Source organism: Haloarcula sp. KBTZ06 (assembly GCF_048595605.1).
Classification (GTDB): domain Archaea; phylum Halobacteriota; class Halobacteria; order Halobacteriales; family Haloarculaceae; genus Haloarcula; species Haloarcula hispanica.
Map to the genome: position 1 here is coordinate 2,424,737 of NZ_CP184337.1, position 14,646 is coordinate 2,439,382.

The window sequence follows — 14,646 nt, forward strand, 5'->3', positions numbered from 1 at the left end:
AAAATCCGGGGCAGGTGAGCCTGCCCGCGGACGGCAGGGACGGAGAGGGCACGGACTCCATACCCTTATCAACGGCAGTCTCCAACGGCCGATATGGAAATCGTACCGGACACGAGCGTGGTCATCGACGGCCGCGTGTCCGACCAAGTGAAGGCCGATGCCGACCCCGACACCGACGTCGACGGCATGGGCTTTGCCGGCGCGACGGTCGTCGTCCCCGAAGCCGTCGTCGGCGAACTCGAAGCACAGGCGAACGACGGCCGCGAGACGGGCTGGGAGGGCCTTGAAGAGCTCCAGACGCTCGTCGACCTGGCCGAGGGGGGTACTATCGACGTGGAGTACGTGGGCCGACGACCCGACGCCATCGAGAAGCGCGAGGCCGGCGAGGGGCAGATCGACGCGCTCATCCGGGACATCGCCGGTGACCGCGGTGCCACGCTCGTGACCAGCGACGACGTGCAGGCCCAGGTGGCCCGCGCGAAAGGGCTCGCAGTGGAGTTCGTCGAGCCGGTCAAGCGGACGGTCGACCGCCTGCAGATCGAGAACTTCTTCGACGAGGGGACGATGAGCGTCCACCTCAAGGTCGGCGTCCAGCCCTACGCCAAGAAGGGCTCTATCGGCGACATGCAGTACACGCCGATCCGCGACGACCCTGCAACCGAAAGTGAGCTACGGGAGTACGCCGCCGACATCGAGGAGAGCGCGCGCGCCTCGCCGGACGGCTTCCTCGAACTCGACGAGCCCGGGATGACGATCACCCAGTTCCGGGACTTCCGGATCGCCATCGCGCGGCCGCCCTTCGCCGACGCACTGGAAATCACGGCCGTCCGGCCCATCGTCAAGACCGAACTGGACGACTACGAGTACGCGGACCAGCTCCGTGACCGCTTCACCGAACACCAGCGCGGCGTCCTCATCTCCGGCTCACCCGGGGCCGGGAAATCGACGTTCGCCCAGGCGGTCGGGGAGTTCCTCGTCGACGCCGACTACGCGGTCAAGACGATGGAGAAGCCACGGGACCTCCAGGTCGGCCCGAACATCACGCAGTACACCGAACTCGGCGGCTCCATGGAGAAGACCGCCGACTCGCTGCTGATGGTCCGGCCGGACTACACCATCTACGACGAGGTTCGCAAAACGGACGACTTCGAGGTGTTCGCGGACATGCGCCTGGCCGGCGTCGGCATGGTCGGCGTCGTCCACGCAACCCGCGCCATCGACGCGCTCCAGCGGCTCATCGGCCGCGTCGAACTGGGTCTCATCCCCCAGATCGTCGACACCGTCGTCTACATCGAAGCCGGCGAGGTCGACACGGTCTACGACGTGACGACCGAAGTCAAGGTCCCGCAGGGGCTCATGGAGGAGGACCTCGCGCGACCGGTCATCATGGTCAAGGACTTCGAGACCAACCGGCCGGAGTTCGAGATCTACACCTTCAACAACCAGGTCGTCACGGTCCCGCTGGGCGACGACGAGGACGAGCAGGACTCCGGCGTCGACCGCCTCGCCAAGCAGGAGGTCGAACGCGAGATCCGGTCCATCGCCCGCGGCCACGTCGAGGTCGAACTCCGCGGTCCGAACACCGCCGTCGTCTGGGTCGAAGACGACGACATCTCGCAGGTCATCGGGAAGGGCGGCGGCCGCATCTCCGACGTGGAGAACCGCCTCGGCATCGACATCGACGTGCGGACCTTCGAGGAACGGCCGTCAGGTCCCTCCGGTGGCCCCCAGACCGAATCCGGCGGCAAGCAGGGCGAGATCGTCCAGCCGGAAGTCACCTCCCGGCACGTCATCGTCCCGTTGGACGGCCACGCCGGCGACACGGTCGAACTGCAGGCCGACGGTGAGTACCTCTTTACCGCGACGGTCTCCCGCAGCGGCGAGATTCAGGTCTCGCGCGGGTCGGGCATCGCCGAGGAACTAGAGCGAGCGATCGACCGCGGCAGCACGATTACCGTCGTGCCGTCGTAGGGTTCGGCGAGCAAGCCGGTCGTGCGGTTATCGCCGAGAAATGGGGCCGAGCCGGCGAAAACGACAGCTAAATTCCGGTGGAACACGACCGACTAGCCATGACCGACGCAGTCGTCGGGAACGTACAAGACCAAGAGACACTGGCTGCCCGCGTGGAGCGCGGGGTCGCGCCCGACTGGGTCGCCGACCACTGGCAGACGTTCCGCGAGGGGCTGACCGGCGAGCGGAACGGCTCCCCGTTCCCCTGTTTCTTCGGCGCGGAGTCGGTTCGGGACGGCGAGCCGCTGTACACAGCTGTCCCGTCGATGAGCGACCCGGACGCGCTGTTCGACCTCGGCCAGACGCTCCTGAAGTACCTTGACACCTACCAAGACCACAGCGAGCGGGCCTCGCTAGTGACCTTCTTCCGGCCACCCGAACGGCCACTGACAGAGGCCGAGTACCACGACCGACTCTGGCACATTCTTCAGTTCCTCCACGTCCACGACCCGGAGCCGTGGCCCGAGGATATTCCGACTGACCCGGACGACCCTCACTGGGAGTTCTGTTTCGGCGGCAAGCCGATGTTTCCGACCTGCCGCGCACCGTTCTACGACACGCGAAAGAGCCGCTACTGTCCGGTCGGGCTGGAAGTTACGTTCCAGCCCCGGGCGCTGTTCGAGGACCTGAACGTCACGGCCGACACCGAGGCCGGTCAGCACGCCCGCAATATCATCCAGGGACGGCTGGAGGAGTACGACGGCGTCTGTCCCCACGCCGACCTGGGCGACTGGGGCGTCGAGGGCGATCGGGAGTGGCCCCAGTACATGCTGTCGTCGGACGAGGACGCGTCGCCGGACGACTGTCCGATAACCGTGACACGAGAGCACCCGAAATCGAAGTGGCTCATCGGGACGCCCGCCCCGGAGCCGGCCGACTGAAATGGTCGCACTGCCCGAGACGCCGGTACTCGTGCTGGTGGATTTCCAGCAGGGGTTCGACGACCCGGCGTGGGGGACGCGGAGCAACCCCGACGCCGAGGCGAACGCGACGCGCCTGCTTGCCGCGTGGCGAGAGCGCGGGCTCCCGGTCGTTCACGTCCGGCACAACTCGACGGAGCCGGATTCGCCGCTCCGGCACGGCGAACCGGGGTTCGCGTTCAAGCCGGAACTGGAGCCCGAACCGGGAGAAGCGACGTTTGAAAAGCGCGTCAACGGCGCGTTCGTCGACACCGGACTGGAGGCGTGGCTCCGCGAACGGGACCACGAGACGCTCGTTGTTTGTGGCCTGACGACCGACCACTGTGTCTCGACGACGACTCGGATGGCCGAGAACCGCGGCTTCGACGTCGTCGTCCCAGGCGACGCGACGGCGACGTTCGACCGCACGCTCGACGGCGAACGCTTCGAGCCGTCGCTCGTTCACCGGACTGCGCTGGCGCAACTGCGCGGTGAGTTCGCGGAGATCGCGACGACGGACGACGTGGTCGCGTCGCTGTAACCAGCGGCTGCGTGAACGCGTCGCGAAACAGCCAAGCGAGAAGGCGTGTCAGTCCGAGACGGCGGCGTCCGCTTCCGCCGGTTGGTCGATAATCTCGTAGAGATTCTGTCGCGCGTCGGCGAAGTACACGTCTTCTTCGATGACACCGACTTCGTCGAGTCGTTCCAGAGCGTAGCGAACGGTCCGTGCCGAGAGCATCGACTCCTCGACGATGCCTTTCTGTGTCAGCGGGCCGTCGTACTCCAGAACCTTGTATACGAGCTTTGCGCTCGGCGGAAGGTCTGCGATGGCCTCCCCATCAGAGTCCGTCATTACCCGTAATCACAAGCGCCGGGCGCATAAAGATTGAGGAGTCCGTCTCGCCGCCGCACGCATTTGCGGCCGCGTCACAGTACTGAACCGCGCACCTTTTGGTTGCGGGTAGTGGAACGTGTGGTATGGCTACGGAAACGGCGGACGGAATGAGCTCCCATATGCGGGGGCTCACTGTCACGACGCTGACAGCCGTCGCTGGCATCGCCGCCGCGTTCGGTTCCAACGAGTTAGCGGCCACGCCGGACGCCCCGCAAGGGATACTTGTCCTCGCGGTCGCTATCGCAGCACAGTTCCCGATTCTGCGGGTGATCGGCATCGACACGGACGACCTCTCGGCGAAGGACGTGCTCTACATCGGCTTCATGACCTTCTCGCTGTGGTTCGTCTCGTGGGGCATTCTCCTCACGACGGGAGCGTAACGATGGCCGAAGACAGTATCGCCGTCGTCGACCTAGAGCGGTGTCAGCCCGACCGCTGTAACTACGAGTGCATGAACTACTGCCCGCCCAACCGCAGCGGGAAAGAGTGCATCGTCAAGCGGGAAGACGAGTACGAGGAGGACGAACCCTTCGAGGGCCAGCCCGACCAGGTCCGCATCTCCGAGGAGATCTGTCTGGGCGAGTCCTGCGGTATCTGCGTGAACAAGTGCCCGTTCGACGCCATCGAGATCATTAATCTCCCACAGGAGCTGACCGACGACCCGGTCCACCGCTACGGGGAGAACGCCTTCGCGCTGTACGGGCTCCCGAGCCCCGCCGAGGGCCAGGTGACGGGGATTCTCGGCCCGAACGGCATCGGGAAGACCACCGCCGTCCGCATCCTCGCCGACGAAATGCAGCCCAACCTGGGACGGTACGGCGAGGAACCGAGCTGGGACGAGATCCTCGACGAGTACCGCGGGACCGCCCTGCAGGAGTACCTCGAACAGATGCGCGACGGCGACGTGAGCGTCGCCCGCAAGCCCCAGTACGTCGACCGGATTCCGGACCAGTTCGACGGCAAAGCCATCGAACTGCTGGACCAGACCGACGAGCGGGGCGACCTCGACTACCTCATCGAGCAGACGGGTATCGAGCCGGTCGTGGACAACCACATCGACGATCTCTCCGGCGGGGAACTCCAGCGGGTCGCCCTCGTCGCCACGCTGGCGCGGGACGCGGACTTCTACTTCCTCGACGAGATCACGCCGTATCTCGACATCGGCCAGCGGATGACCGCCGCGCGGCTCATCCGGGAACTCGCCGAGGAGGAGGACCGCTCGATGCTCGTCGTCGAGCACGACCTCGCCATCCTGGATCTCCTCGCGGACAATATCAACGTCGCCTACGGGACCCCCGGCGCGTTCGGTATCATCACGCCGCCCAAATCGACGAAGAAGGGCATCAACGAGTACCTCTCGGGCTACCTCGAAAACGAGAACATGCGCATCCGCCAGACGGACATCGAGTTCGAGGAACACGCGCCACGGAGCGCCTCCACCGGCGACGTGGTCATCGAGTACCCCGAACTCCAGAAGAGCTACGGCAGCGGCGAGTTCTCGCTGGATGTCGAGGCCGGCACCATCCGCGAGAGCGAAGTACTGGGCGTCGTCGGCCCGAACGGTATCGGGAAGTCGACGTTCGCGAAGATGCTCGCCGGCCGGCTCGAACCGACTGCGGGCGAAATCGACACCAGCCTCGACATCGCCTACAAGCCCCAGTACATCGAAATCGACCAGCCGATGCGCGTCGACGCCTTCCTCGCGTCGATCACGGACGACTTCGGGAGTTCCTACTGGAACACCGAAATCGCCCAGCCGCTCCAACTGGAGTCGGTGATGGAACAGCAGCTCACCGACCTCTCCGGCGGGGAGCGCCAGCGGGTCGCAATCGCGGCCTGCCTCTCGAAGGACGCCGACCTCTACCTGCTGGACGAGCCCTCGGCCCACCTGGACGTGGAACAGCGCGTCATGGCGACCTCCGCGATCCGTCGCTACGCCGAGAACCACGACGCGACGGCGATGGTCATCGACCACGACATCTACATGATCGACCTGCTGGCCGACCGCCTGCTCGTCTTCGACGGTGAACCGGCCCGGAACGGCCACGCCGCGCCGCCACAGGGCATGCGCGAGGGGATGAACGAGTTCCTCCAGAACCTCGACATCACCTTCCGCCGTGACGAACGGACCTCCCGCCCTCGCATCAACAAACCCGACTCGCAACTGGACCGCGAACAGAAGAACGCCGGCGAGTACTACTACGCGCCGTAGGCTCAGAGCGGGAGCGAGGCTGGCGAGAGCCAGACGGCGACTGTCTCGTCATCGGAAATCTACGGGTGAAGAGACCTCAGCCGGAGTCGTTTTTGCGAGAACAGCTGTGCTCAAGCGGTTTCGTCGACGGAGGTCGATACTCGACGGTCGCGCCTGCCGAACCGCGCTCGGCGTGGCTATTGACTCCACATGTCACCCCGGGAGTTAGCTGGTGAGACTACGTCACAGGTGGTAGTACAGCCGCTACTCGCAAAGGAGACAGGAGTAGTCCGCGGCGTTACGCCGCAGGGTCATTGCCACCGTCCGTCTCGGACCCCGCAACCGCATCGTCGAGACCGTCAGCGACTTCGGCCGGGTCGAACTCCTCGTCCGGGTCGAGTTCGCGGTCGGTTTGCTCGTCTGTCTGGGGTTCAGTGACCGATTCGTCACCGGTGACCGTCACGAAGATGTCTCGCAGTTCCGCAACGCGCTCGGGGGACTGACTCTTGCTCATCGCGTATGTGTACAGGTACCACAGGAGTGTAGGCGCTATACCGAATCAGTTTGGTATCCGTTCGCAAACTACAGCACGTTTCGCTGGCAAGAGCCACACAGCGAGACTTCCTTCACGTCGACTTGTCGGACAGTGGGGGAGAAGTTCATCACGCAGCGCTTGTTGTCACAGTGCTCCAGCCCGAGGGTATGTCCGACCTCGTGGACGACCTCCTTGCGTACTCGCTGCGAGAAGATTTCGCCGGCCGAGCGGTTCGAGAACCCGCCATCGGAGGATGTCTGGAGCCGGTACGTGGAGATGACGCTGCCGGAGCCACCGAGATATGCGAGCCCAAAAACGTAGTTCCGGCGGCGGTAGAAGAGATCTTTCGGCGTGATAGCGATGTTTTTGCCGCCGGAGCCGACCCGGCGAGCCAGGTCGATGAACTCCTCTGCGCGGTACTGGTCGCGGTCCCCATCGTACGCGCCGGCGGGAATGGACTGTGGCTCGTGCATCGAGACTTCACAGTCGTAGACGGATCGAAGTCCGTCCGAGGCCTCGCGTTTGACCTGGGCCGAGACCTCGCCCACCGGCACGATGTCGACGTGCATGGGAACGCATATGCGCCCGCATCTCATAAATTGTACGACGTGACCGACACCACCGGCCCGCTTGTCGACCGACTGGCGTCTGTCGATTCCGTCGTCGAGGTCGGCATCGGAAACCACCCTGACGTAGCCGGGGCCCTGGCCGAGCGGGGCGTGGATGTGACCGCAACGGACATCGTCGAACGGGCGGTCCCCGAGGGCGTGCGGTTCGTTGTCGACGATATTCTTGACCCCGACGAGTCCGTCTATGCGGGGTGTGATATCGTGTTCGCCCGGAATTTACCGCCGGAGCTGCACCGACCGACGCTGGCCGTCGCCAACACCGTCGGGGCGGCATTCTGGTTCACGACGCTGGGCGGCGACCAGCCGACGGTCGCGGTCGAGCGAGAACAGCTCCCGGGCGGGGAGACGCTGTACCGGGCGAAAGATAGCAAGGCGCTTGAGTGAGGACCGCCTTCGCTCGCTCATGCAAATCGACGCGGTCGTCCTCGACATCGACGGCGTGCTGGTGGACGTGGCCGACTCCTATCGTCGGGCAATCGTCGAATCTATCGACCAGGTGTACGGTGACACGATCAAGAAGGCGGCGGTCCAGCAGTTCAAGGACGCCGGCGGGTTCAACAACGACTGGGAACTGACCTACGCAGCGGCGCTGTTCGTCCTCGCCGACCGCGAGTCCGCCGTCTCCGACCTGGCGGCGTTCACCGACGCCATCGCCGAGCGCGGCGGCGGCCTCGACGCGGCCGAGGCAGTGGTTCGTGACCTGCTGGACGAACCGGCCGAAGACCGAGTCTTCGACGCCTGGGACCGCGAACAGCTCCGGGACGTGTTCCAGACGCTGTATCTCGGCACTGACCTCTACCGGGACATCGAGGGCGGCGAGCCGCCGTTTGCCGCGCCCGGCTACATCCACGACGAGCCGCTCCTGGTCGACGACGAGACGCTGTCGGCCCTGCAGGCCCGCTTCGCCGTCGGCGTCGTCACCGGCCGACCGGCCGCCGAGGCCGACATCGCGCTGGAGCGCGTCGGTCTCGACCTGCCCACAGAGCACCGCTTCACCATGGATGACTGGGAGGAGGGCAAGCCCCACCCCGCCGCCCTGCGGACGCTCGCCGAGCGGTTCGACGCCGAACGGGTCTCCTTCGTTGGGGATACCCTCGACGACGTGGCGACGGCGGTCAACGCCGACGAAGCCGACGACGACCGCGTGTACTACGGCATCGGCGTCCTGACCGGCGGGCTGACCGGCGACGCCGGCCGCCGGACGTTCGCCAACAACGGCGCAAGCGCTGTCGTCGAATCGGTCACCGACCTGCCGGAGCTTCTGGATGCGGCGTAGCCCGCGTCATCGGGTCACCGGCAGCGCCCCTCGACCGCAAACAGCAACGGTTTCACCGGCGGGACAGAGACCTCGGGTATGCGACGACTGCCGACGTTCGGGTGGGCGTTTCTGGTGAGCATCTGGGCCGGGCTCGTCGGGGGCGCGGTCATCCACGAACCGTCGGTCGATTTGGTGCCGCTGTACGCCGTCACCTGCCAGTTAATCGGCCTCGTCGTGGCCTACTGGACGATGCGCGAACGCGACGACATCCTCGAATCCGTCCACCGGCCGGGCCGCGTCGGGATGTTCATCATCGTCCTCTTTTTCGTGATGGTCCCGCTCTCGACGATATTTGCTCTCTGGCTCGGGGCCACCTCGATCCCCGGCGTCGCGACACAGTGGCTCAGCTATCTGGTGGGCCTCGGGAGCGCGCTGTACGTCGCCTTCGCCGGCGGGTTCGACCGGGCCTGGGAGGAGTACACCTGATACTGTCGGCTGTACGTCTGTAAAGAATTTCGCCACACAGGGTAGCGAATATCGGACACTAGGGACAGCCAACAGTATGACCGAACCTGTCACACAACGTTTATTCAGTGGTCGGCCTACGCCGTAAGTATGGACATCGCGTTGCTTGGCGGTACTGGAGACATCGGCCAAGGTCTCGCCCTCCGCTGGGCTGACGACACCAACCACACGATCATCATCGGCTCCCGGAAAGCCCAGAAGGCGGCGAACAAAGCGGAGGAGTACGAGACAGAACTGGCCAGCCGCGGCCACGACGACGTGGCAATCGCTGGCCTGGGTAACGAGGACGCCGCCGCCCGCGCCGACGTCGTCGTCGCCGCCGTCCCCGCCTACCACCTCACGGACACCATCGACGCCGTCGCCGACGAACTCGACGACACCACGCTCGTGTCCCCCGCCGTCGGGATGCAACGCGACGAGGACGGCTTCCACTACAACCGCCCCGGTGCCGGCAGCGTCACGCAACTGGCCGCCAACGCCGCCCCCGACGACACCCCCGTCGTGGGTGCCTTCCACAACCTCGCGGCCGGCCGCCTCGCCAACCTCGACGCCGATCTGGACTGGGACACCATCGTCGTCGGCGACGACACCGACGCCAAGGACACCGTCTGTGAACTCGCCGAAGGCATCGAGGGGCTGCGTGCGCTGGACGGCGGCCCGCTCGCCAACGCCGCCGAAATCGAGGGACTGACGCCGTTGCTCATCAACGTCGCCCGCCACAACGACGGTCTGCACGACCTCGGCGTGCGGTTCCAATAGTACCTTTTTACGTCACCCCCTCTCCTCGCGCGCTCGCAGAGCGCGCTGTGGGGAGCGGGTTCGCAAAAATCTACGCTAAAAACGACCTTCTCGCTCCCGCTGGTCGCGAGAAGTGAAACCGCTCGCCGCTGGCGAGCGGTATGCTTTACTGCACTCACTCGGCCACCGCAACGACGGCGCTACTGCTACTCCTGTTCCAGCGGCAGCCCTGCCCTTCCCCGACGCCAGCGACGAGACGCTGGCGCGGCCCGCGGCTGGTCGCGCAGTTGATTATCAAATACCTCAAGATAGGCGTCAACTACTTGCGTACTCTATCCCTGATAGCAAAGAATGGAGATGGAAGACTCGCTCTCAATACTCCATGTCGACGATGACGCGGCGTTGGGAGCCCTCGTCGAAACGTATCTCGAACGAGAAGACAGCGGCCTTGACTGTACTGTCACGACGGAGACGAATCCCAAGAACGCTCTCACGATGATTCGGTCTTCGGAGACGAATTTCGACTGTGTCGTCAGCGATTACAGCATGCCGGAGATGAACGGCATCGACTTCCTCGAAGCCATCCGGGAGACCCACCAGAAACTGCCGGTGTTGCTGTTCTCTGGGGAGGAGACCGGCGACGTCGCCGCCGAGATCATCCAGGCCGGCGTCACCGACTACCTCAAGAAGTCCGTCGGGACGGACCAGTACACGTCGCTCATCCGCCGGGTCGAACACGCCGTCGACTCGGACGGCAGCTTCGAGACGGGCAGCGAAGTCAAACTCAGCGGTGTCGGCGTTATCGGCTCGGACGAACGCTTCGAGCGAGTCGACGAGACCTACGCCTCGTTTTACGGCTACGAGTCGGAGGAACTCGTCGGCAAGCACTGGTCGGAACTCCACCCGAGCAACGAGGTCCAGCACATCAGAACGCACGTCATCCCCGTCGTCCAACGCGGCGGGAAGTGGACCGGCCAGAGCAAAGGGCTGCGGGCCGACGAAACCACCTTCACCGAATCGAAGATGGTGACGGCACTCGACGGCGGCCGAATGCTCATCGCCGTCGACGAAATCGACGATTCGGGGCTGGCCGAACGGGAGTGAGCTAGCGGTCGCTATCGGCTGACGTGACGAACCGCAAAAACGACTGCGTTACGCCGAGGCCTGCTGCAGCGCGTCGTCGATGTCGTCGGCCTGCGTGACGCCGACGAAGCGCTCGACGATGCCGTCGTCGTTCTCGATGATGAGCGTCGGGAGGGAGCGCACCTGGTACTCGTTGGCAACGTCCTGTTCCTCGTCGACGTTGATCTTCTCGAACTCGACGTCCGTCCAGTCCTCCTCGAGGTCTTCGAGGATCGGGTCCTGCGTTTTGCAAGGGCCGCACCAGTCCGCGTAGAAGTCCTTCAGTGTAACCGTCATAGTACTCTGTTCGTGTTAGCCCGCGGTATCTGATAAGGGTTATCCATGTGTACCGGAGGCACGCAATCGCGGGCGACCCGAAAGGCTTAGTGTTGGTGATACACCACCCTGAAGTATGAGTGGCAGCGACGGCGGCGGACTGATGTCCAGTGCGGGACTGGTCCGATATTTCGACGCCGAAGACCAGAACACGATCCGTATCGACCCTCGAACAATCGTCGCGACCGGCGTCATGTTCGGGCTGTTGATGCTCGTGCTGAACGCGATGATCGTGTAGGCGATTCCGCACTGTTTTCTGCTCCCCGCCACTGACTCGCGGGTATGCACTTCACGCAACGCGAACAGCAGGCGCTCCGCGACGCCGGCGTCGATCAGGAGACCATCGAAACGGCCTCCGACGCAGTGGTCGCAGCCACCGACGACGCGGCCGCAGAACTCGAAGCCTTCTTCGACGGCCGCGAGACGGTGTACTCCGATATGGACATCGCCCACAGTTCCAGCGAGATTCAGGAACACACTGTCGAATACTGCGACCTGTTCACCCACGCCGACGACATCCGGGGGTATCTGCGCTTCGGCACCTGGGGCGTCCCGGTCGAGGGCGGACGCGTTCTGAGCGACGAGAAAGTAGAGCTCTCGCTGGGGCCGACAGTCCACGGACGGGTCCGCTTTGCCGCCGACGAGGACGCGCTATGACCGTCCGGGTCAGGGGCATCTACGCAACGGCGCTGACCCAGTTACTGCGCGAGGCAGACCACGAGGTCGTTCAGGCGTCGGAACCGATCCAGAACCGCTTCGACGGCGAGTTCGCCGACGAGCGGGCGGCGGTCACCGTGGTGACGACGGACGACCAGCAGGGCGTCGGCGTCGTGGGGGACCGCGACGTTGCCGAAACAGTCACCGACCGCCTGACCGAACTCGGGCGAGATACGCTCCACTGGAGCGACCCGACGCCCGAGGGCGCAATCTACGCCGGCACCGTGACCGAGACGCTGGGGAGCGGCGCTGTTGTCGACCTCGGCGACGGCGAGGGCTTTCTCCCGTACTCGTCCTCGGACGAGCGCGTCGCGACGGGCGATACCCTCCGGGTGCAGGTCGTCGAGGCGAGCGCGCCGTGGACGAACGGCCGCCCCGTGCTGGACACCACCGTCGCGGTTCGCGGGTCGCTCCTCTCGCTCGTGCGCGGCGGGACCGCCAACAGGTCGGGGACCGGCGGCCCGGCGATGCTGGACCTCATCGCCGCAGAGCCCCGGGACGGCTGGGGCGTCTCGTGGGAGTCGGCGAGCGAGGACGCGAGCTTCGATGGGCTGGCCGAGGCCCTCAACGCCGCCAACGACCGCGCGGCGACCGTCGACGACGCGCTTGCGGGAGCCGACGCGCCCGAGGACTGCGCGCCGACCCGTTACGACGAGGGACGTTCGACGGCGTGGCTGTGGTTCGGCCGCGAGAGCCGGTTCGCCCTCGACGAGGTCCGCCGCGAGGTGACGTCGACGATGCCGGGCCACCACCGCGTGAAGGCCGGGGACCGCGCGGCCAGCGCCGCCGTCGACTACGTCGAAGCGCTGTGTGACGACCTCGAAACCGGCGAGACGGACTTCCCCTTCGCCGTGACGGCCCGGCAGTTCGGCCCGCAGGTCGGCGGGTCGCTGTCGCTGGGCCACGGCAAGCCCGACGGTCGGCTCATCACGCTGGGCAACGGCGAGGTCCAGTCGGTCGACGACGACGGAACAGTGACCATCGAGCGCGAGATGAGTCCCGGCGGCACCTACGACGCCCTCGGCGTCCCGAAAGAGGCCGGCGACATCGCCGAGACAAAGGTCAAGGAGGGGCGCTGGTGGTATCCGACGGTGTACCGCGACAGCGACGGCGAGAAGAAAGGCACCTACGTCAACGTCTGCACGCCCGTCGAGATATTCCCCGACACCGCCCGGTACGTGGACCTCCACGTCGACGTGGTGAAACACGCCGATGGCACCGTCGAGCGGGTCGACGACGACGAACTCGACGCGGCCGTCGAACGTGGCCACATCTCCGAGCCACTGGCCGAACGTGCCCGGAGCGTCGCCGCCGCTGTCAAGAGCGCGCTGGAGTGAGTGAAGTCAGTCACGCGGCGCGGCGTCAGTCTTGCCGGCGTCGGGCGCGCCAGGCTGCCAGCCCGACCGCTGCAACCGCCGACCCGACGCCGAAGCCGGGGCCGCCGACCCCGAGGGAGGTGCCATCAGTGCTGTTAGCGCCGCCGCCCTCGTCGCCCGTGGCCGACGGGTCCGCTGTCGGCGTCCGTATCCGCGGGTCCGGGAACGTGTACAGTCCGGGCTGGACCTCCGTCCCCTGGCTCGCGTTCGTGCTTCCGGCGACGAAACAGCCGGCGGCCCGCTGTGCGGTCCAGAACGAGGTCGCTTCGGTGTCGCGCCACTCGAAGGCGAGTTCCGGAGCGGTCGGGTCCGTCAGGTCGTGGACACGGACGCCGCCGTTGTACCACGCGGAGTAACAGCGGTTGTCGGTCAGTTCGAAGTTGTGTGCCGTCGTGAGGATGCCCCCCGGCGACGGGTCCGAGGTCGGCGGCGGGTCGAGCGTGGACAGCAGTTCGGCGTCGGTCGGGTCGCTGATGTCGTACAGGTCGATGCCGCTGGGGCCGCCGCTGTCGTCGTCCGCGAGGTCCCATGATTCGCCGCCGACGCCCAGCAGCGACGCGTCCTCACTGACCGTCACGAAGTGGTCGTTGCCCGGCGGTTCGCTCCGCTCGGTCCCGGGGTCCTCGATTGCGGCGAGGTCTTCGGGGGAGCGCCCGCGGACCTTCGAGACGAGCGAGATGTCGCTCGGGTCCGACACGTCGACGACCCACGTCCCGCCGTCCCAGTACGCCAAGTAGGCCCGGTCGTCCTGCACCCACACGTCGTGCAGCGGCCAGAGACTCGTCGGCACGTCGGTCCAGGCGTCGCCGGCGTCAAGCAGCGACCACTCGCCGACTTCCTCTTCGGCTTCGATATCGGCCACGAGCAAGGGGTTGCCGTCGCGGTCGTTCGCGGTCAGATAGGCGTAGCGGCCGTCAAAGTGACAGTTGTGGACCCGTGTGTCCAGTTCGAGGCCCGCGATTCGCTCCGGAGCCTGCCGGTCGCTCACGTCGAAGACGACGAGACCGTGGGCTCCGTCAGCGGGGTGAGCGGGACCGGCGGCCAGCAGCCGTGAGCCGCTGACAGCGAGGTCCTGTACACGCTGTATTGGCCCGTCATCGCTCTCGGCCAGCAGGTCGGTCCGTCGGCTGAGCAGTCGCGGACTGGTCGGCGTGACGAGGTCGACGAGCGCGATGCCGTCCCCCGTCGCGACGTAGGCCGTGTGTCCGTCGAGGCTGGTAACGACCTCGTACACCGTCTCCATCTCTAGCACGCCCAGCGGGTCCTCGCCAGTCGGGGTGTCGGAGGCCGCTGGCTCGGCTGTCCCATCTCCGGTCGGCATCGGATGGCCGCGGGTCGTCCCCGTAGCGAGGCCGACACCTGTGCCTGCGAGGGCGAGTCGTCGGAGGACCGTCCGGCGGCGCATAGCCGTCCAT

At 65.9% G+C, this 14,646-nt stretch carries 18 protein-coding genes; 13 read left to right on the forward strand and 5 right to left on the reverse strand.

Annotated features, from left to right (window positions below; genetic code table 11):
- Window positions 1–93: 93 nt before the first annotated feature.
- The 3 genes from ACNO8S_RS12605 (at window position 94) to ACNO8S_RS12615 (ending at window position 3,450) form a co-directional block, all read left to right on the forward strand.
- Entirely contained in the window at window positions 94–1,971 is a 1,878-nt protein-coding gene (locus ACNO8S_RS12605; protein WP_129755585.1) for a PINc/VapC family ATPase, read from the forward strand.
- A gap of 98 nt (window positions 1,972–2,069) precedes the next feature.
- Window positions 2,070–2,891, forward strand: a complete 822-nt coding sequence (locus ACNO8S_RS12610) for a YqcI/YcgG family protein (protein WP_420182024.1) — start codon at window positions 2,070–2,072, stop codon at window positions 2,889–2,891.
- A gap of 1 nt (window position 2,892) precedes the next feature.
- Window positions 2,893–3,450: a cysteine hydrolase family protein gene (locus ACNO8S_RS12615; RefSeq protein ID WP_420182025.1), complete on the forward strand. Its 558-nt coding sequence runs from the start codon at window positions 2,893–2,895 to the stop codon at window positions 3,448–3,450.
- A 48-nt stretch (window positions 3,451–3,498) separates the two neighbouring features.
- On the opposite strand, the gene ACNO8S_RS12620 is transcribed toward ACNO8S_RS12615, so the two are convergent.
- Entirely contained in the window at window positions 3,499–3,762 is a 264-nt protein-coding gene (locus tag ACNO8S_RS12620) for a winged helix-turn-helix domain-containing protein (protein WP_004514919.1), read from the reverse strand.
- 125 nt (window positions 3,763–3,887) lie between these two features.
- Between ACNO8S_RS12620 and ACNO8S_RS12625 the strand changes: the two genes are divergently transcribed.
- Window positions 3,888–4,184, forward strand: a complete 297-nt coding sequence (locus tag ACNO8S_RS12625) for a hypothetical protein (RefSeq protein WP_023843411.1) — start codon at window positions 3,888–3,890, stop codon at window positions 4,182–4,184.
- Window positions 4,185–4,186: 2 nt separating this feature from the next.
- On the forward strand, window positions 4,187–6,016 hold the full coding sequence (locus ACNO8S_RS12630; protein ID WP_014041266.1) for a ribosome biogenesis/translation initiation ATPase RLI: 1,830 nt from the start codon (window positions 4,187–4,189) through the stop codon (window positions 6,014–6,016).
- A 277-nt stretch (window positions 6,017–6,293) separates the two neighbouring features.
- On the opposite strand, the gene ACNO8S_RS12635 is transcribed toward ACNO8S_RS12630, so the two are convergent.
- Together ACNO8S_RS12635 and ACNO8S_RS12640 are read right to left on the reverse strand one after the other, a co-directional pair.
- A complete protein-coding gene (locus ACNO8S_RS12635) occupies window positions 6,294–6,509 on the reverse strand; it encodes a hypothetical protein (RefSeq protein ID WP_050007097.1) in 216 nt (71 codons plus the stop codon).
- A gap of 68 nt (window positions 6,510–6,577) precedes the next feature.
- Window positions 6,578–7,099 carry an archaemetzincin family Zn-dependent metalloprotease gene (locus ACNO8S_RS12640; RefSeq protein ID WP_004514915.1) on the reverse strand — a complete coding sequence of 174 codons (522 nt, stop codon included), beginning with the start codon at window positions 7,097–7,099 and terminating at the stop codon, window positions 6,578–6,580.
- Window positions 7,100–7,129: 30 nt separating this feature from the next.
- On the opposite strand from ACNO8S_RS12640, the gene ACNO8S_RS12645 reads away from it, so the two are divergent.
- From ACNO8S_RS12645 to ACNO8S_RS12665, 5 genes are all read left to right on the forward strand, one after another.
- The gene (locus tag ACNO8S_RS12645) at window positions 7,130–7,543 is read left to right on the forward strand and encodes a UPF0146 family protein (protein ID WP_014041268.1); all 414 of its coding nucleotides are present in this window, start codon (window positions 7,130–7,132) and stop codon (window positions 7,541–7,543) included.
- 19 nt (window positions 7,544–7,562) lie between these two features.
- A complete protein-coding gene (locus ACNO8S_RS12650; protein ID WP_420182026.1) occupies window positions 7,563–8,435 on the forward strand; it encodes a TIGR01548 family HAD-type hydrolase in 873 nt (290 codons plus the stop codon).
- A gap of 78 nt (window positions 8,436–8,513) precedes the next feature.
- Window positions 8,514–8,903, forward strand: a complete 390-nt coding sequence (locus ACNO8S_RS12655; protein ID WP_050037057.1) for a hypothetical protein — start codon at window positions 8,514–8,516, stop codon at window positions 8,901–8,903.
- Window positions 8,904–9,032: 129 nt separating this feature from the next.
- The gene (gene npdG / locus ACNO8S_RS12660) at window positions 9,033–9,701 is read left to right on the forward strand and encodes an NADPH-dependent F420 reductase (protein WP_014041271.1); all 669 of its coding nucleotides are present in this window, start codon (window positions 9,033–9,035) and stop codon (window positions 9,699–9,701) included.
- A gap of 330 nt (window positions 9,702–10,031) precedes the next feature.
- On the forward strand, window positions 10,032–10,784 hold the full coding sequence (locus ACNO8S_RS12665; RefSeq protein ID WP_050037058.1) for a response regulator: 753 nt from the start codon (window positions 10,032–10,034) through the stop codon (window positions 10,782–10,784).
- A gap of 48 nt (window positions 10,785–10,832) precedes the next feature.
- Here ACNO8S_RS12665 and ACNO8S_RS12670 read toward each other — a convergent pair whose 3' ends face one another.
- A complete protein-coding gene (locus tag ACNO8S_RS12670) occupies window positions 10,833–11,099 on the reverse strand; it encodes a thioredoxin family protein (RefSeq protein WP_008307970.1) in 267 nt (88 codons plus the stop codon).
- Between the two features lie 115 nt (window positions 11,100–11,214).
- Here ACNO8S_RS12670 and ACNO8S_RS12675 point away from each other — a divergent pair, with 115 nt between their 5' ends.
- From ACNO8S_RS12675 to ACNO8S_RS12685, 3 genes are read left to right on the forward strand one after another with little or no spacing between them, the layout of a single operon-like run.
- Window positions 11,215–11,376, forward strand: coding sequence for a preprotein translocase subunit Sec61beta (locus ACNO8S_RS12675; protein ID WP_004514908.1), 162 nt, complete (start codon window positions 11,215–11,217; stop codon window positions 11,374–11,376).
- A gap of 44 nt (window positions 11,377–11,420) precedes the next feature.
- Entirely contained in the window at window positions 11,421–11,795 is a 375-nt protein-coding gene (locus ACNO8S_RS12680; RefSeq protein WP_420182027.1) for a DUF7532 family protein, read from the forward strand.
- On the forward strand, window positions 11,792–13,192 hold the full coding sequence (locus tag ACNO8S_RS12685) for a DUF402 domain-containing protein (RefSeq protein WP_420182028.1): 1,401 nt from the start codon (window positions 11,792–11,794) through the stop codon (window positions 13,190–13,192). Before ACNO8S_RS12680 ends, ACNO8S_RS12685 begins: the two co-directional genes overlap by 4 nt.
- 25 nt (window positions 13,193–13,217) lie before the next feature.
- On the opposite strand, the gene ACNO8S_RS12690 is transcribed toward ACNO8S_RS12685, so the two are convergent.
- Window positions 13,218–14,636: an LVIVD repeat-containing protein gene (locus tag ACNO8S_RS12690; protein WP_420182029.1), complete on the reverse strand. Its 1,419-nt coding sequence runs from the start codon at window positions 14,634–14,636 to the stop codon at window positions 13,218–13,220.
- Between the last annotated feature and the right edge of the window lie 10 nt (window positions 14,637–14,646).